The 16,896-nt window shown below is 42.0% G+C and carries 14 protein-coding genes and 1 tRNA gene; 10 read left to right on the forward strand and 5 right to left on the reverse strand.

Going from position 1 to position 16,896, the window contains the following annotated elements; translation table 11 throughout:
- The first annotated feature begins 178 nt into the window (after nucleotides 1–178).
- Nucleotides 179–1,294 (forward strand): ABC transporter permease, encoded by a 1,116-nt coding sequence (locus V7K67_RS29690; RefSeq protein ID WP_334733742.1) that lies wholly within the window; start codon nucleotides 179–181, stop codon nucleotides 1,292–1,294.
- Between the two features lie 352 nt (nucleotides 1,295–1,646).
- On the opposite strand, the gene V7K67_RS29695 is transcribed toward V7K67_RS29690, so the two are convergent.
- Nucleotides 1,647–2,828: a serine hydrolase domain-containing protein gene (locus V7K67_RS29695; protein ID WP_334710309.1), complete on the reverse strand. Its 1,182-nt coding sequence runs from the start codon at nucleotides 2,826–2,828 to the stop codon at nucleotides 1,647–1,649.
- A gap of 143 nt (nucleotides 2,829–2,971) precedes the next feature.
- Between V7K67_RS29695 and fdhD the strand changes: the two genes are divergently transcribed.
- A complete protein-coding gene (fdhD, locus tag V7K67_RS29700; protein WP_334733743.1) occupies nucleotides 2,972–3,814 on the forward strand; it encodes a formate dehydrogenase accessory sulfurtransferase FdhD in 843 nt (280 codons plus the stop codon).
- A gap of 553 nt (nucleotides 3,815–4,367) precedes the next feature.
- Here the strand turns inward: fdhD and V7K67_RS29705 are convergent.
- A complete protein-coding gene (locus tag V7K67_RS29705) occupies nucleotides 4,368–4,871 on the reverse strand; it encodes a 2TM domain-containing protein (RefSeq protein ID WP_335169605.1) in 504 nt (167 codons plus the stop codon).
- A 443-nt stretch (nucleotides 4,872–5,314) separates the two neighbouring features.
- On the opposite strand from V7K67_RS29705, the gene V7K67_RS29710 reads away from it, so the two are divergent.
- Nucleotides 5,315–6,031, forward strand: a complete 717-nt coding sequence (locus tag V7K67_RS29710; protein ID WP_335169668.1) for an ROK family protein — start codon at nucleotides 5,315–5,317, stop codon at nucleotides 6,029–6,031.
- 10 nt (nucleotides 6,032–6,041) lie between these two features.
- Nucleotides 6,042–6,596, forward strand: coding sequence for a peptidoglycan-binding domain-containing protein (locus V7K67_RS29715; protein ID WP_334733745.1), 555 nt, complete (start codon nucleotides 6,042–6,044; stop codon nucleotides 6,594–6,596).
- An 88-nt stretch (nucleotides 6,597–6,684) separates the two neighbouring features.
- On the opposite strand, the gene V7K67_RS29720 is transcribed toward V7K67_RS29715, so the two are convergent.
- The 3 genes from V7K67_RS29720 to V7K67_RS29730 form a co-directional block, all read right to left on the reverse strand.
- Entirely contained in the window at nucleotides 6,685–6,813 is a 129-nt protein-coding gene (locus tag V7K67_RS29720; protein WP_335169607.1) for a hypothetical protein, read from the reverse strand.
- A 286-nt stretch (nucleotides 6,814–7,099) separates the two neighbouring features.
- A complete protein-coding gene (locus tag V7K67_RS29725) occupies nucleotides 7,100–9,520 on the reverse strand; it encodes a sucrose synthase (protein WP_335169609.1) in 2,421 nt (806 codons plus the stop codon).
- A gap of 928 nt (nucleotides 9,521–10,448) precedes the next feature.
- Nucleotides 10,449–10,521: transfer RNA gene (locus V7K67_RS29730), tRNA-His, on the reverse strand.
- A gap of 124 nt (nucleotides 10,522–10,645) precedes the next feature.
- On the opposite strand from V7K67_RS29730, the gene V7K67_RS29735 reads away from it, so the two are divergent.
- From V7K67_RS29735 to V7K67_RS34635, 6 genes are all read left to right on the forward strand, one after another.
- A complete protein-coding gene (locus V7K67_RS29735) occupies nucleotides 10,646–11,029 on the forward strand; it encodes a DUF4359 domain-containing protein (RefSeq protein WP_334733748.1) in 384 nt (127 codons plus the stop codon).
- Nucleotides 11,030–11,163: 134 nt separating this feature from the next.
- Nucleotides 11,164–11,931: a sirohydrochlorin chelatase gene (locus tag V7K67_RS29740; protein WP_335169611.1), complete on the forward strand. Its 768-nt coding sequence runs from the start codon at nucleotides 11,164–11,166 to the stop codon at nucleotides 11,929–11,931.
- Nucleotides 11,932–12,711 carry a uroporphyrinogen-III C-methyltransferase gene (gene cobA / locus V7K67_RS29745; RefSeq protein WP_334710300.1) on the forward strand — a complete coding sequence of 260 codons (780 nt, stop codon included), beginning with the start codon at nucleotides 11,932–11,934 and terminating at the stop codon, nucleotides 12,709–12,711. It abuts the gene before it with no gap.
- 164 nt (nucleotides 12,712–12,875) lie between these two features.
- Nucleotides 12,876–13,763 (forward strand): Uma2 family endonuclease, encoded by an 888-nt coding sequence (locus V7K67_RS29750; protein WP_335169613.1) that lies wholly within the window; start codon nucleotides 12,876–12,878, stop codon nucleotides 13,761–13,763.
- Between the two features lie 573 nt (nucleotides 13,764–14,336).
- Nucleotides 14,337–15,671, forward strand: coding sequence for an LLM class flavin-dependent oxidoreductase (locus V7K67_RS29755; protein WP_334710298.1), 1,335 nt, complete (start codon nucleotides 14,337–14,339; stop codon nucleotides 15,669–15,671).
- A gap of 666 nt (nucleotides 15,672–16,337) precedes the next feature.
- The gene (locus V7K67_RS34635; protein WP_442943963.1) at nucleotides 16,338–16,565 is read left to right on the forward strand and encodes a hypothetical protein; all 228 of its coding nucleotides are present in this window, start codon (nucleotides 16,338–16,340) and stop codon (nucleotides 16,563–16,565) included.
- Nucleotides 16,566–16,896: the final 331 nt, after the last annotated feature.

Consider the following 16,896-nt stretch of genomic DNA (forward strand, 5'->3'; position numbering starts at 1 on the left):
TAGGAGTTAGGAGTTAGGAGTTAGGAGTTAGGAGTTAGGAGTTAGGAGTTAGGAGTTAGGAGTTAGGAGTTAGGAGTTAGGAGTTAGGAGTTAGGGGTTGAAAATTATTAATCATGAGTTATGAATTAAGATAAAAGCTTAATAACTCATAACTCCTAACTTCTAACTCCTAACTACTATGGATTGGTGGCGAAGACTGAAGAAAAATCCTTTGGCACGATTTGGGGCAATTTTGCTGTTAATTTTCTATATAGGAGTAATTGCCGCTGATTTCGTAGCTCCTTATGACCCCTATGCTTCACAGCCTAATGGTTCACTGCTGCCACCAACTAAGATACACTGGGTTTCTCAATCACGGCAGTTTATCGGGCCTTATATTTATCCGACGACTCAGGGAGATACGAATTTAGATACAGGCGATCGCAAACTCATTGTAGACTCGACAAAGCCCTCACCCCTACATCTATTTGTCTCCGGGCCAGAATACCGATTGTTGCAGATGAGTTTGCCATTACCCCCGAAGTGGGATGAAGTCACAATCTTTGGTGGTATTCCCTTAAATTGGCATTTATTTGGCACAACAACTGGCGCAAAATTCAACATCTTCGGCACTGATGACCAAGGCCGCGACCAATTTAGTCGCTTGCTGCATGGTGGTCGCATCAGTATGTTTATCGGGATTTTTGGCATTATCATTACCTATCCCCTCGGTTTACTCATCGGGGGAATTTCTGGCTATTTCGGCGGTGTGACTGATAGTGTCATTATGCGTTTGGCAGAAGTGTTAATGACTTTCCCCAGTATTTATCTTTTGGTAACATTGGGCGCAGTCTTACCAGCGGGTTTAAGTAGTACCCAGCGCTTTTTACTGATTGTGGTGATTACTTCAGTTATTAGCTGGGCTGGTTTAGCACGGGTCATTCGGGGACAGGTACTATCACTTAAAGAGCGAGAATTTGTCCAAGCCGCACGGGCAATGGGTGCGAACCCAATTTATATCATCCTCCGCCACGTTTTACCGCAAACGGCTAGTTATGTAGTTATCTCTGCGACTCTTGCAATTCCCAGCTTTATTGGTTCAGAAGCGATACTGAGTCTCATCGGCTTGGGAATTCAACAACCAGACCCCTCTTGGGGAAATATGCTTTCTCTGGCTAGCAATGCTTCAATTTTGGTACTGCAACCTTGGTTAATCTGGCCGCCGGCTGTGCTGATTATCCTCACAGTGTTGGCATTTAACCTACTCGGTGATGGGCTGAGAGATGCACTTGACCCGCGCAGTTTAAGAAGATAAGCCCTCAATAATAGCAAATGCTGTCGCCGAAATTAGTCCGCGAAGGCGGACAATGCCAGTGTAGCCGCGAATTCTATGACTCTGTTGGCGAATTAATAGGGGGTCTAACCCATCATTCCTCATTACTCTGATTTGGGTCTGTTTCAACGGACAGTAGGTCTTAGCCCGAAATTTATTTCAGGGCGGGAAAGCAACTCCAAACCAATGTTTTAGGGGTGAGGGGTCAAACCCACCGTGAATTGACCAACAGTCTCATTCTATTCGCCCAGTGCTGCAAAAATCTACTGCTGCAAAACCCAACGGCGAAAAAAGTTCTACCATAATCCGCCAGCTTCCCTTAGTTTCCTCAATATCATTTATTCTCAACAACTTCCAGACCTGTCCTAGCGACTGATTTAATATCAACATCCTGATTGTTTAGCAGCACTATTATGGTGGTATTTTGATTGGGTAAATATGCAAGCAATGTTACGAAGCCATAAGCTGTACCACTATGCCCAATTGCTGTTTCCAAAGGAGACGAAAACCTTTCTACACCTAACCCATAGCTATAACCTTCGCCATTATCTCGAAATTTCAGCATTTCTTTCATCATCTTCGAGGAGAGTAAGGTTTTTTTGACAAATAATGCTTTGGCGAACTTGGCTAAATCCTCTGCTGTTGAAACTAATCCCCCATCTCCTAAACCATTCCCATCATTGACTTCGGCAAAGCTATCTAGCTTACCATGCTTATGGCGATCGCCATAACCTGTAGCTACTTCTCCAATTGTCGGTTCGCGCAGTTCTGTGAAGGTATGTTTTAATCCTAATGGTTTTAAAATCTGACTGCGGATTGCTTGGGCGAGAGTTCCCTTAGTGATATTTTCAACAATCAGTTCCAAAAGAATATAGTTGCAATCAGTATAAATAAATTTTTCTCCGGGATTTGCCTGCGGTTCTTCCTGGTACATATACTGAATCGCTTCTCTGGCTGTCCAAGGCTGTGAGCGACTTCTTTTCGCAGTAGCTTGAATAAATTCTTTTGTTTCTAGGTATTCAGCAACACCACTAGTATGGTTGAGCAGTTGACGAACTGTAATTTTGTCGCTGTTGATAATATGAGGACTGATGTCTGTTGGTAGATAAGTTGCGATCGCTTGATCTAATCCTATCTTCCCTTGTTCCACTAATTTCAGCACAACCACCGCCATAAAAGTTTTACTCATGCTGGCAATAGAAAAGCCATCTGTGGGTTTCATCCGGGTTTTAGTTGACAAGTCATCCACACCAGATGCTCCTAGCCAAGAACTTTTAGGTGTAATAATATACATTACTGCGCCGGGAATTCGCTGTTCTGCAACTATCTCATTTAAAAGTGTCTGTAGTCGAGAACTTTTTCCGATGGTGGAGGTAGACATGACTTGTTTAGCCAGAGATTTTCCAATTACTCTCTGACTAATGTTATCACCCACTAAGTATCCTGCAAAACCAAGGGAAATTACAAAGACTATTGCAAATAAAACTTTACTGAGAGCCAAAATTCTTAGGTTCATTTTACTTCCTAAACAGAAACCTAGCCAATCTAGCTCAACAGTCCAAAGCAGTTGGTGAGCATCAACCTGGCATCTGATATACAAATAGCATTACTCTGTTTCCAGATTAGTATCAAAATTTAAATTTACCAACTCTCACAAATATGACAATGCGAACTAAAAGCAAAACCAAAGCCACTGTTTGGGTAATGGAAAAAGGTCAAGTACGGACTCGTTTAGATCATCTCACTACAGAAGAACCTTTGGAAATCCGTCTTGTTCCTTTCCAGAAGACGGTAGCTGTAACTATGCGGACACCAGGGGCAGATTTTGAACTAGCTGCTGGTTTCCTCTACAGTGAAGGAGTCGTTAGCCATAGGGAAGATATTCGACGTATTAGCTACTGCGTAGATAAATCGGTAGATGGTGAGCAGCGCCATAATATCGTAAATGTAGAATTGCGGGATGGGTTAATTCCAGACTTACAGTCTTTGGAGCGTCATTTTTATACTAGTAGCGCCTGTGGGGTGTGTGGTAAAGCTAGCCTTGAGGCTTTACGTCTGCGGGGATGTCCAGTGATTCCTTCTGGCCCAACAGTAACACCCGAAATTATCTATAGCTTACCAGACAAGCTCCGGGCTGCTCAAAGTATCTTCACCGCTACAGGGGGTTTACACGCTGCGGCTCTTTTCGATGCTCAAGGACAACTGTTAAACCTGCGGGAGGATGTTGGGCGACACAATGCTTTAGATAAATTGATTGGTACAGCTTTGCTCAGTGATGAATTGCCTTTAAATAATTGTATTGTCTTGGTCAGTGGACGCTCTAGTTTTGAGATTTTGCAAAAGTCAACAACTGCTGGAATTCCCATTGTCTGTTCTGTTTCTGCTCCTAGTAGTTTGGCGGTGTCTGTCGCCAAGGAATTCGGGATTACCTTAATTGGATTTCTGCGCGGAGAACGGTTCAATATTTACACTGGTTTACAAAGATTGAAGAAGGATTCATAATTCAGGAGTCAGAATTAATTCTGACTCCTGAATTATGTTTCGATAAACGCTGCTGAAAAACTCACTCTATGCGATAGGTAAAGTCAAATCAGTGCGATCGCCACTGAGTTTTTTTGTGAAAACTACCACACCAGCAATACAATTAGAAGATGTTTAAAATTTTGAAGAGTCTATCAAACTGTTGTTACATAAAGCTTTCCAGGATTTTTTAATCGTTTTATCGTAAATAAAAGGGTTTAAGAACCTGCAATCTATATGTAGCACCCATTTCAGTCGGGGTTTAAATCCCTTGTTAGCGATGGAGGAGCGTCAGTTGCCACAACGCTCTTAACTATCGCTTGGCACTTCTCTTCTCTACGAGACGCTGCGCGTTGGCGTCAGCCTCTCGAAGAGAAGGCGGTTCGATAAATTAAGCTTTTTAGCAATTTTTGCGTAAGTCCTAATAATATACAATTTATGTTCCTGGTTTACCTCACCCTCAATCCCTCTCCGATATATTGGAGAGGGAAGCTAGAGACAGGATGGAGTTTTGCATTTTATTTAATCCACGTTCCTAAACCTGTAATGCCTTAAACCACCTATTCAAAACTGTGCTGATGGTTTTTTTTATCTGATGTTTACGACTCCACTTTTGGAATGCCATTTCATACTCTTCGCCTTTGATTTGAAAAGTATTCCAGACATCAAGCCCTATAGGCAATCCGCAGAATAGCAAAATGTACAGTGACCAAGTAATTCCGCCACCACTGATTAAATTCATCAGTATAAAAAAGCCATTGAAAATTGCATAATTGCCTAGACGCTTCTGAAATCTTCTGATGCGGTAGGCGTCAAAAGCTTTTCGCTGTTGGACTTGGCCCTGTTGTACTAGCCAATCGTGTTCTGCTAATTTTAAAGAATCAGGTGAGATTTCTAACTCAGCAGCAATTTCTAATATTTGCTCATAAGAAAATTCTGTATCTTTGTCATTAGCTTGACGAGCGATCGCTAAGTGCAGAATTTGTTGGACATCTTCTTGGCTATATGAGCGGATGCTTTGAGGTTCAAACGCCGTCATAATTCTTTCTCTTAATATTACTTTTAATAGAAACTTGCTGCCCGGTAGATTTTAAGCAGCTACGCCAGTACTATCTCCATTACCCTTACATTAACAAATCTAGATGCTGTTCTGCATCGAATGTATGGGATTTTTAACTTTGGGCAGGAGGCAGGAGCCCGGATTTATCACCACATCTTTCAAAGCCTGTGCTTGTGCAGGGGAGCAGAGGAGAGTATTGTACTATTGTACAAGTTCTTTCCCCTCTGCCCTTCTGCCCCTTCCCTCAAGCTTGTGAGAAATGCGGGAGGAGGTAGGAGCAGAAGTTCTTTAATTTTTAATCTTTAATTGATTTCTCCCTACTCCATAGCAATATAAAGACTCTCCAAACATCCAGATATTATCAAATGCAGCAGAGCATAATTAATAACGAAATAGCAGGTATTTATAAGGATGTAGACTCAATGGTTGACGAAAATGGATCGATTCGTACCCTATCGGTTGATATTGGCGGTAGTGGCGTTAAGGCTATGGTTTTGGATATTACGGGGAATCCTGTAACCGAAAGGGCGCGTTTAGATACACCGCAACCTGCGACACCAGAGGTTGTAATTAATGCAATTGTTGTGTTAGCAGCGGCTCAAGGTGAATTTCATCGCGTTTCGGTTGGTTTTCCCGGCGTGGTGCGCTGTGGAGTTACAGAAACAGCGGTAAACTTACATCCAGATTGGATCGGATTTGATTTGGAAACAGCATTATTAAAACAGTTAAATAAGCCTGTACGGGTGATTAATGATGCAGATATGCAGGGGTTTGGTGCGATCGCAGGTAAAGGTGTGGAATTGGTGATTACTCTGGGTACGGGGTTTGGTTCGGCTTTATTTGTGGATGGGAGACTGGTGCCGAATATGGAAATGGGGCATCATCCGTTTCGCAAAGGAGAGACTTTCGAGCAACAGTTGGGGCGTGCAGAGTTAGAAAAAATTGGCGATAAAAGATGGAATAGACGTTTAGAAAAAGCGATCGCATCTTTGCAACATCTGTTTAATTATGATTACCTTTACATTGGCGGTGGCGAAGCTGTGAGAGTGAATTTCCAGCTACCGTTAAATGTAAAACTCATCCCCAATATCACTGGTTTATTAGGCGGTATTGCTTTATGGCGAGATGAAAAAAGGTAAAAAAACTACAATGACTGAAATTGGCCTGATGATGACAGGCATGTTAACAATCAGACAAGCATCTGGGGCCAATTTGCCACAGCAGCAATTATTTCAGGTGCAAAATGACCTAAACCAGTCAAAACAGAGTCAGTTAGAGATAACTGCTCAAGTCACACCACCTGAATTTATGCAGACAGATGAGATTTCCCCCGCTTCTTCCTCAGCGTCAAAACTAGAGAAAGAAAATATACTTCAGAAAATTAGTAGAAAGAATCAGTTCCTACTTTCTTCTAACTTAAGTGAGTCTAAAAAGTATTCTCAGTCTGGAGGTAAAATCCGTACAAAGGCTACAGGACGGTTCCAGAAGTTTAGTAGTCAACCTCTACCGACTCTTTATTTTGGTAGTTCTGGTGTTGCTGTCAGAGCTTTACAACAGCTATTAGTGTCTAACGGTTATGCTGTTAGAATAGATGGAATTTTTGGCGCACTCACAGAGACTGCTGTCAAAGCCTTTCAAAACCAGCGAAATTTAGGAGTAGATGGAGTAGTTGGTCAACGAACTTGGGGTGCGTTGACAATTTAGTTAGGAGTTAGGAGTTATGAAACTTTGTATTATACTTCTTTTACAAAAGTTTCTTCTGTCTGTCCTTCTACAAAAATGTGTATTCGGATCATCGTGAAGGTCTCCCGCCAAGGATGTTCTTCTTCCACAGTTCTCCTAAACTGTGGTCTTCAAGCCAATCGTGTAAATCATCCTCATCTAATCTTCGGAGTGATGATTTACCACGATCGCGATCCACAACAATTACATCTTCTGCTCTAAATTCATTTAGCAGTTCAACTGACTGAGTTGAAACAATAACTTGTTTTTCTTTTGCGGTGGAGCTGTCGTAAACACGGGTTTCGGATCTGAAACACTAATAAATAAATCTTTTTGTCCAGAGTAGTTGAGATACCATTACTATACGGTTTAGTTCAGCCCGAAATCTTTTAGAGAGACATTGTAAGGCAACGTCTCTACATATCAATAATTCTTAATCCCAGCGTATTGAGTTAAATATGGAACAGCTTATCCCTTCTAATTTATTATCGGTGTTTATGCTGCTCTAATAGCTGTTGCGCTCTTGGCTTGTAAATTAAATAGAACAAAGCCTCTATATAGCGCAATAAATCTTCCCGATTTTCCTTTGAGGTAAAGTTCCAGAAGCCATAAATTCGTGCTAAGGATAACAGCTTGGTAGTGTGAATTTTCCAGGTATAGGTACTGTAAACTCGGTCAATTCCTCGCTGAGAAACTTCATTCCAATAGTTAGGATTTTGTTCGCATTTAGTGATAAAGTCCACAATTTTCGCGGCTGTCTCCTCTAAGTTTGTCGGGTTAATGTAAAAACCATTAACCTGATTCTGAATAATCTCCAATGGGCCACCAAATTGTGTGGCAAAAGTCGGTAATCCTGAAACCATTGCTTCTAAAATTGTCAAACCAAAAGCTTCAAATAAAGCTGGTTGTACAAAAATCCCCTGATGATCGGCAATGACTCGGTAAATTTCACCGGAATCAGTTTTGGAAAGGCGGACACCCAACCAACGAATCTTTCCGTGGAGATTGTATTCGTCAATGATTTGATAGAGTTTAATAATTTCGTCGCGTTCTTCGTTGTCGCCTGATTCTTCGACACGTAATTTACCGGCCACCAAAATTAAGTTGCAATGCTCTTGTAATTCTTTACTTTGACCGAAGCATTCAGCTAAACCTGTGAGATTTTTAATGTGGTCGAGACGCGCCATTGAGAAGAGAGGACGCTTGCGAGGATCGTCGAGTTTACCAAATATTTGCGCAGGGTCTTCTAGAGTAAAGAGTGTTTCTGCAAGGCGTTGGCGATCGCTCTCTACTCGGTCTTGAGTCTGCGAGTAAGGAAAATAGTAATTCTCGTTGACTCCAGGTGGTACGACATTAAACTTAGGACTAAATAATTCAATTCCATTAGTCACATGATATAACTCCGGCATGGTAAAGCATTTGTAAGACTCGTACTGTCCTACACTATCCGGCGTTCCGACAATTTCTTGGTAAGTGCTGCTAATCACAAAATTGGCAGCGTTCATGGCAATTAAATCAGCAGTGAATTGCAAGGAAAAATGATATTTATCTTCCAAATCTTGCCAGTAGAGGTTACTGAACAAATATTTAGATTTTTCTAAAGCATGGGCAACGTTACATTGAGTCACTTTCAGCCGTCGCGCCAGCAAGAATGCTACTAAATTTCCATCAGTATAGTTACCAACTATTAAGTCAGGTGTACCGTGAAATTCTGCCCGTAGTTCTCTTTCTGAGTCAATAGCGAAAGTTTCTAAATAAGGCCAAAACTCAAACCGGGAAATCCAGTTTTGAGTCATGTTGGGATTAAACTCTCGCAAAGGTACTCGCAAAATCCAAGCGTTTTCGCTACCAAGGACTTTTTCTAGCCGTTGATTACAAAGAGTACCATCACTATTGGGAATCAAACGGGTGAGAATAATTACCTTTGGCTGGACATTCAATCCCTCTAAACCAGCTAGCAGGACATCTTCTTGTAGCTGCTTCTCTAGGCTTTTTGCCTGGTCAAGGACGTAAACTACCTGACCACCAGTATCGGGACGCCCCAAAACGCCCTCTTGCCCAAACCAACCGTGAGCTGACACCAAGACGATTCTAAAAATCATCGGGACGCGAGAGATGAAAGCTTCTAGACTTTGAGGATCGGGAGAATCAATCAATTCATCGAGAATATTGAGGGTTTCCCGGACTCGCCCTGCATTTTTACCCCAACCCGGTTCAAAACCCATTGTTTGCAATTGGAACCGGAATTGTTCATAGAGTTCATCGTCGGCGCGATTATTCAAAAAATCGATCGCTTTTTTAACTTGTTGAGAAAGTTGCTGCTGCGATTGAATGCGATCGCTGATCAGCAGTTGAATACCGTTGTAGTGGTGCAGGCGCAAGAAATGAAATAAGCTGTCCAGCAATTCTTTGGAGTCTTGGAATAGTTGGCTGGAAAGATAGCGGTTGAGGAATTGCACTCCCTTACCAATATTTTTGGGGTCGCGGATGACTGGGGTGTAATCATAAAACGGGCCAAAATCCAACTCTAGCAGGCCGCCGTCGTTAGGATGAAATTTGTTGACGAAGCGATCGCGCAGATCCAACAAATCCTGCACTTTCATTGGTTCGATGCTCAAGTCTGATGTCAACCAATAAACTTCTTGGCTGGCAATCTTAGAACGGATAATGAAACAAAAGTTTGAGTCCTCCTGAATAATTTCCTGAGTATGGTAAATGAGTTTCCCTAACTCAGAGAAAGTGTAAAAAGTTTCAGGTTTCTGAGACTTTGAACAATACTCACTATATACATTGAGTATGTCATTCCGCAACAAGTACTTCTTTTCTTGTTGGCGTAATTCACTAATAAAGGAACGCAAATCACTTCTCTCTTCACTATCTAAGACTGCTTGAAGCAATTCAGACATGGTAACTCCATTAGATAACGATGTTTACATTGTTAACTTTCAAGGCTAGATAAATAAGCCTCCACCTTTTGTTAGACCGCATATAAACACGAAACAACACAGATAAATCACATTTATCTGTGTACCTACAAATATCAAATTTTCAGTAGGCACTTAAATCATGTTCTACTTTAACTAAAGTATCTATGGCTCAATATTTTTGGCTCTAACCAAAGGAATACAATTTTTATTCCTTTAGTTAGATGTTAGTAAATAACTGCATAAGAATAAATAGGCACAACAGATTATGCCCTCATCTTCTTGGTATAATTCTCACTATATCATTTATTTACGTGGATTATAAATTTTTGTTTATAAATAGAATAATTTCGATTTGCCATATTTATAATATAAACATAAAGTTGTTTAAATCTGGTCGATTTATATGGCTACCAATACACATAAATTAACAGCTTTCGACCACAGTATAGGCAATATTTTGATTATCTCTTTACTTGCCTTCTGTGCGTTGACTTTTATCATTCTTTTAGGCATTTTCTAACAGGTTGTGTGCGTTTAAAAACTTCTGAAACTCAAATTCCTGACTTCTCTAAGAAGTCAGGAATCTTAATATAAAAAGCTCATGCTCTAGAGAAGTATGAGCATCTGCTTAGTCCGATAGCACAGTAACAGCTTCTCTATCCTTAGCCCGTCTCGTAGAGAAGTAGGATGTCTTGACATCGTACACCTAATTTTCATTGAGAAAGTAGATTTGCTTATATACGTCAACTTATTAATAAGATAAACTAATAAATCATCGTAGGCTTGCAACCCTTTCAAGTCTATGAACTTGTAGATGGCAGATCCTTGCTAAAGTAATGGTTATGAATCTTCAAAACCACAACCCATCTTTATATAGAAATATATGGATCAATATGAGATTATGTAGGGCGAACGATGGGACTCGAACCCACGAATGGTGGTACCACAAACCACTGCCTTAACCACTTGGCTACGCTCGCCATTCAACAATTTGAATTATAGCAATAATTTGGCAAGCGATCAAGAGTTTTTCTTCAAGGAACGGACTTAGTTGATTTAGAGTCTCTGAAATCTAACGATTACAATGAATTTTACTTGGCAAATATGAAACCATTGACCATCATCGCGTATGCTGGAGCAGCAGTAGGAGTCGCCGCCTTGGGTGTGACAATGGCGAAAACCAATCCCAGTCAGGTTGAATATGAAGAATATGCAGTTCAACGGCTGACAAAATACTTAAAAACCGATGTATGCAAAAAAACTACGAATATTATTGAAAATTTAATCCGTTTTAATTGTGATAAGTTGGTTGACTCAGCTAACCCGCAAATCCAAGAAGTTATTGCTAGGACTACAGAAAGGCAAGATTTTGTTGTTTTTAGTGTTTACCGTACAGATTTAAAAATAAATTCTTGGATACCTTCTTACAAATTTGAAACGGTGGGAGCTTTTGATCAATTTTATACTTATACTGCCGAAGAACAATAAGATGATCGCTAAAAACGAAAAACATACTTAAACTAACCAATATTGATTAGGTTTAGACAAGTATTTTGCAATTTAGTTTAGCCCCCAGCTTTAATCTTAAATAAGAATAGTAACTGAGAGTTTAAGCTTTACCAATGTCATTTGCCTATCTGCTATTATCTCACGGAAGTCGCGATCGCCGCCCAGAAATTGCTATGCAGCAACTAGCTAGGCTAGTATGTCACAAATTGCCACAAAACCACAACTCAGTAAATAGTGAATATCTGGTTGGTACAGCTGCTTTAGAAATGAGTTCTCAGCCTTTACATGAGCAAATTCAACGATTTGCTAAGAGGGCTTTTGGCGATGCCTGCGACGGGCTACGCCTACGCAACCCGCCTCAAAATGCGAACCGCCTAAAAATTGTACCGCTATTTCTGCTGCCGGGAGTGCATGTCATGACAGATATTCCTGCCGAAGTAGCACTTGCACAACAGGCGATTGGTGAAGATATCATCATTGAGTTGCAACCATATTTAGGCTCTCACCCCAATTTAGAGAAATTACTGACCAGGCAAATAGCTACTATAAAAGCAGAAGCATGGATTCTATTAGCTCATGGTAGCCGTCGTCCAGGTTCCCAAGAAACTGTAGAAGCAATGGCGGCGAGGTTGGGAGCAATGGCTGCTTATTGGGCTGGGCCTCCTAGCTTAGAATCACGGGTGAAAGAGTTGGTAACTGCTGGTGATCGGGAAATTGGGATTCTACCATATTTTTTATTCGCTGGTGGAATAACCGATGCGATCGCCACCTCAATAGAGGCGCTAAAATTACAATTCTCTGCGGTGAATTTCCAATTGGCGCAGCCATTGGGAGTAAGTGCAGAATTAGCTGAGCTAATTTGGGATTTAACAGATAGATAGATGAACCGCACAGAAAAACAGGAGAACAAGTATTTGGGAAAGGTTTATTTAGTAGGTGCGGGGCCAGGAGATCCAGGATTAATTACCCTGAAGGCAAAAGGTTTGTTGGAATGTGCAGATATAGTTATCTATGATGCCTTAGTGAGTCCGGCAATTCTGGCAATGATTAATCCCCAAGCCGAGCAAATTAATGCTGGTAAACGTGCGGGGAGACATTCGTTGTTGCAGTCAGAAACAACGCAATTGCTGATTGATAAAGCGCAGGATCATGCAATTGTGGTGCGGCTAAAGGGTGGCGATCCGTTTATTTTTGGTCGCGGTGGCGAAGAGATGGCAGAATTAGTTAAAGCGGGGATATCAGCGGAAGTTGTGCCAGGTATCACATCGGGAATTGCAGCGGCAGCATACTCAGGTATACCTTTGACGCATCGGCTGTATAGCTCATCGGTGACATTTGTAACTGGTCATGAGGCAGTGGGTAAGTATAGACCGATTGTGAATTGGAGTGCGATCGCTCACGGTTCTGAAACCATCGTAATTTATATGGGAATTCACAATCTACCTTATATTGTGGAACAATTAAGTACCGCTGGGTTGAATTTAGAAACGCCCATTGCTTTGGTGCGCTGGGGTACACGACCAGAACAAGAAGAATTGATTGGTACTTTAGAGACAATTGTCAAACAGGTAGAGGAAAGTGAATTTGGTGCGCCTGCGATCGCAGTTATTGGACAAGTAGTGAATATGCACAGTATTTTGTCTGGTTGTCGTCCAGTTTGATGGTTAGCGCAAAGCTTGTTTAAAGCAAAAAGAAGGTCACGTCGCTTCTCTACGAGACGCTAAGGGCGAACGCTCCGAATTCAAAATTAATAGTCCCCAATTCCCAATCCCCAATCCCCAGATTAAGATGGAATTTTAAGGCTTAATGATAAAGGCGATCGCTCATGACTACTGAAAACAACCCAGCAGCGATATTGCAACCTACAGCCGTTGTGGATTGGGAATCCCCCATACCACCTACAGATTTAATATTTGATGATGGTGAACCCTTGGAATCTAATCGCCACCGGATTGCGATGAATGTCCTCATTCGGTCATTGCAGCAGGCTTGGACTGATCGCAATGATTATTTTACTGGGGGCAATATGTTTATTTACTACAGCAGTACCCAAGTTCGTAACCGTGACTTTCGCGGGCCAGATTTTTTTGCCGTGTTGAATGTTGACGGTAATAACTCTAGACAAGGTTGGGTAGTGTGGGAAGAAAATGGTCGTTATCCTGACGTGATTGTGGAATTAATGTCACCATCTACGGCAGCAATAGACAAAAGCATTAAGAAAAATCTTTACGAACAAACTTTTCATACCTCAGATTATTTTGTCTATGACCCCTTTGATCCTAATTCTTTGCAGGGATGGCATTTAGATAATAATCAACAATACCAACCTTTGACTTTAAATGAGCGCAATTGGTTATGGTGTAGACGTTTAAATTTCTGGTTGGGAACTTGGCAAGGAACCATAGACAGAGAGACGGCGATATGGTTGCGATTTTATGATGTAGCTGGCAATTTAGTTTTGTTACCAGAAGAAGCTGCAAAAGCACAGGAGGAGGAAGCAAAAGCACGAGAGGAGGAAGCAAAAGCACGAGAGGAGGAAGCGAAAGCACGAGAGGAGGAAGCGAAAGCAAGAGAGGAAGAAGCGAAAGCACGAGAGGAAGAAGCGAAAGCACGAGAGGAAGAAACAAAAGCACGAGAGGAAGAAACAAAAGCAAGAGCCGAACGTTTAGCGGCTAAATTAAGAGAATTGGGTGAAAATCCAGATTTGTTGTGAGTAATTTTGTAATTTTTATGGCATTTCAAATTGACAAGGGCTATCTGAAGAGATTAGCTTTAAGTGCGATGTCTACGACGGGCTGCGCCTACGCTGATTTTGTCGATTAGACATCTGGTGAAAATGAATGTAGAGACGTAGCACTGCTACGTCTCTACAAGGATTCTGGGTAACGCATATTTAATTTCTGGAGATGTCTATTGGTTTAAAGACTGATTCGTGATAAATTTAATCTGAAAAATGATAAACTCAGTACAGTTTTGTCTAAACAGACAAACAGTATTCAAGTAAAAGCCGAATACTAACAACTGTTACAAACTAGATAAAAAATTTACCAGTATTGAGAAAAGCATAATTGCGTTAGCGAAGCTCGCTGTAGGCATCGCTTTACTCAAATTACAACAATATCCATCACGCAAGCCTGAACAAAAAACGCTTCAGGCAAGGTTTGTGGAGCAACCAGGGGCAAGGTTTGTACCTTGCTTCCTCCTGCCCCCTGCCTCTTCGTTGAATTGTTTCCTGTATAAACCATTGGTAGAGTGGTGCGTTTATAACTATGTTTATAGAGAGCTAATGAGCAGATCAAAGCAATTAAAGCTAGGCGCGTTTATGCGTCCAGTAAGCATACATACAGGCGCTTGGCGCTATCCTGGGGCTTTGCCTGATGCCAATTTCAACTTCCCGGCGCTGAAACAATTCATCCAGAAACTAGAGCAGGGCAAGTTTGACGCATTCTTCATGGCGGATCACTTAGCTGTGCTAAATATGCCAGTCAACGCGCTAAAACGCAGCCACACCGTCACTTCCTTCGAGCCTTTCACTCTGCTTTCTGCCCTCGCCAGTGTCACTGAACACATCGGACTCGTTGCTACTGCTTCCACAACTTACGATCAGCCTTTCCACATTGCCCGTCGCTTCGCGTCTCTTGACCATATCAGCGGCGGCCGCGCTGGCTGGAACATTGTCACCACATCCAATCCAGATGCAGCGCTCAACTTTGGTTTGAAAGAAGAAGTAGAGCATGATGAACGCTACGTGCGCGCTAGAGAATTTTATGATGTCGTAACTGGTCTTTGGGATTCCTTCGCCGACGATGCCTTTATTCGAGATGTGGAATCAGGAATTTATTTTGATCCCGCAAAAATTCACGTTTTGGATCATCAGGGAAAACATCTCTCAGTGCGGGGGCCATTGAACATCGCTAGACCTGTCCAAGGTTGGCCGGTGATTGTTCAGGCTGGTGCTTCTGAAGCAGGACGGCAATTAGCCGCCGAAACTGCTGAAGTTGTGTTTGCTCCTGCTGGTAATCTGGAAGGAGGCAAAGCTTTATTTGCTGATATTAAGAAACGAGCATGGGCCATTGGACGTGACCCAGAAAGCATCAAAATTCTTCCCGGTGCTTTGGTCATCGTAGGCGAAACTGTGGAAGAGGCGATCGCCAAGCGTGCCCATTTAGATAGTCTGGTACACTATGACAGCGGTATCGCTAGTTTAAATGGCGCGCTTGGCTACGACGTTTCGAGCTTCGATCCAGATGGCCCATTGCCGGAAATTCCGCAGACTAACGCCGGACAAAGTTCTCGCGAGCGACTAGTGGCGGTGGCGCAACGTGAGAAGTTGACCATTAGACAACTGGCTCAACGCGTCGGCAGTTACGGCGGACTGGCGTTTGTCGGCACGCCCCAAACCATAGCCGATGATATGGAGCAATGGCTGACTGAGGAAGGGTCTGACGGTTTCAACATCATGTTCCCTTATCTGCCTGAAGGATTGAATGATTTTATAGACAAGGTTATCCCAGAACTCCAACAGCGTGGAATCTTCCGTAAAGAGTATGAAGGGAACACCCTGCGCGAAAATCTGGGACTAACCCGCCCCATCAACCGTTTTTTCAAGTCTGATAGTTAGTCTATGATTAGACATCTGGTGAAAATGAATGTAGAGACGTAGCAGTGCTACGTCTCTACAAGGACTCTGGATAACGCATATTTAATTTCTGGAGATGTCTATTTTAACAGCTTAGTTTTTCATCATGAGTGCGATCGCTACTTTTCAGGATTTACGCACAGACTACAACTTTACGTCATTACAGCTTAGTTTTTTGTCACAAGTGCGATCGCTACTCTTTATCTCACACAATACTCTCTGAAACTCTTATTCCTTTGTGTCCTTTGCGGTTCGTTTTTCATTATTTGGCACTACGTGCCTACTTCTCAGGGGCTTTCACGCTCCCGTTAAATTTCTTGTAATCTTGGCATGGAAATGCGATCGCTCAAAATCCCCTAGCTTTTTGTAACAATTGCGTAATAAATTTGACCAAAATCCCTAAAAAGTTTTATTTTAAAAACATCAGTGTGTCGCTCATCGACGCATCTCGCCCGAACCTTGAAAACCGCATAACTTCGTTGAGATGCGTCGATGCCTTACGCAGCATAGTTTCCAAGCTGCAAAATTGACAAATTTTTGAAAGATTTTTTTCATTTTTCAGAGATGCGTCGATTGGGGTATCTCAAACCCTTTCCCTGTAAAGCTTCCAGAAGTGAACTCTTTACAATCACATCGCCCCGAAAGGGGATGGAAACAAATTATAATCGCAACAGGTATAATCAAACTCCACCAGCTTTACAATCACATCGCCCCGAAAGGGGATGGAAACCCAACCTTAGTATCGACGAGCAAAAGACCCTGAGCCGAATTGTCTTTACAATCACATCGCCCCGAAAGGGGATGGAAACTGCTCACAATAACCGAGATTGGAGAAGCGTTCGAGCTTTACGATCGCACCACCCCGAAAGGGGATAAAAAAAGTTGAAATAGCCCGTGCAATGTCTTGCTTACTTAAGTAAAGTCAGGCGATATCTACGACGAGCTATGCCTACTGCCTGATAATGCTTACAAACAAAACTGGAAAATAGCTGACTTTTGATTCACAGCGATCGCAATTTTGAAGCCATTGCCTAAATGTGTTAACGCAGCTTAACGTTCGCGCAGCGTCTCGTAGAGAAGTTATCGCTCCAACATCTCTGCTTTCAACCTTGAATCTTTGTTGCAAAAAGACATTAAAACAAATTGACAACTTGTAGAAAATTTGGGATTATCAATCTACGACAATCCGATAGATTTTTAGTAGATT

The organism is Nostoc sp. (assembly GCF_036917155.1).
GTDB lineage: Bacteria > Cyanobacteriota > Cyanobacteriia > Cyanobacteriales > Nostocaceae > Nostoc.

Bases quoted from the DNA above. Each gene is read 5' to 3' on its own strand.
- V7K67_RS29705 (WP_335169605.1), bottom strand. From the start codon at position 4,871: ATGACGGCGTTTGAACCTCAAAGCATCCGCTCATATAGCCAAGAAGAT.
- V7K67_RS29715 (WP_334733745.1), top strand. From the start codon at position 6,042: ATGACTGAAATTGGCCTGATGATGACAGGCATGTTAACAATCAGACAA.
- V7K67_RS29695 (WP_334710309.1), bottom strand. From the start codon at position 2,828: ATGAACCTAAGAATTTTGGCTCTCAGTAAAGTTTTATTTGCAATAGTC.
- V7K67_RS29755 (WP_334710298.1), top strand. From the start codon at position 14,337: ATGAGCAGATCAAAGCAATTAAAGCTAGGCGCGTTTATGCGTCCAGTA.
- V7K67_RS29750 (WP_335169613.1), top strand. From the start codon at position 12,876: ATGACTACTGAAAACAACCCAGCAGCGATATTGCAACCTACAGCCGTT.
- cobA (WP_334710300.1), top strand. From the start codon at position 11,932: ATGAACCGCACAGAAAAACAGGAGAACAAGTATTTGGGAAAGGTTTAT.
- V7K67_RS29725 (WP_335169609.1), bottom strand. From the start codon at position 9,520: ATGTCTGAATTGCTTCAAGCAGTCTTAGATAGTGAAGAGAGAAGTGAT.
- V7K67_RS29740 (WP_335169611.1), top strand. From the start codon at position 11,164: ATGTCATTTGCCTATCTGCTATTATCTCACGGAAGTCGCGATCGCCGC.
- V7K67_RS29690 (WP_334733742.1), top strand. From the start codon at position 179: ATGGATTGGTGGCGAAGACTGAAGAAAAATCCTTTGGCACGATTTGGG.
- V7K67_RS29710 (WP_335169668.1), top strand. From the start codon at position 5,315: ATGGTTGACGAAAATGGATCGATTCGTACCCTATCGGTTGATATTGGC.
- V7K67_RS34635 (WP_442943963.1), top strand. From the start codon at position 16,338: ATGGAAACAAATTATAATCGCAACAGGTATAATCAAACTCCACCAGCT.
- fdhD (WP_334733743.1), top strand. From the start codon at position 2,972: ATGACAATGCGAACTAAAAGCAAAACCAAAGCCACTGTTTGGGTAATG.
- V7K67_RS29735 (WP_334733748.1), top strand. From the start codon at position 10,646: ATGAAACCATTGACCATCATCGCGTATGCTGGAGCAGCAGTAGGAGTC.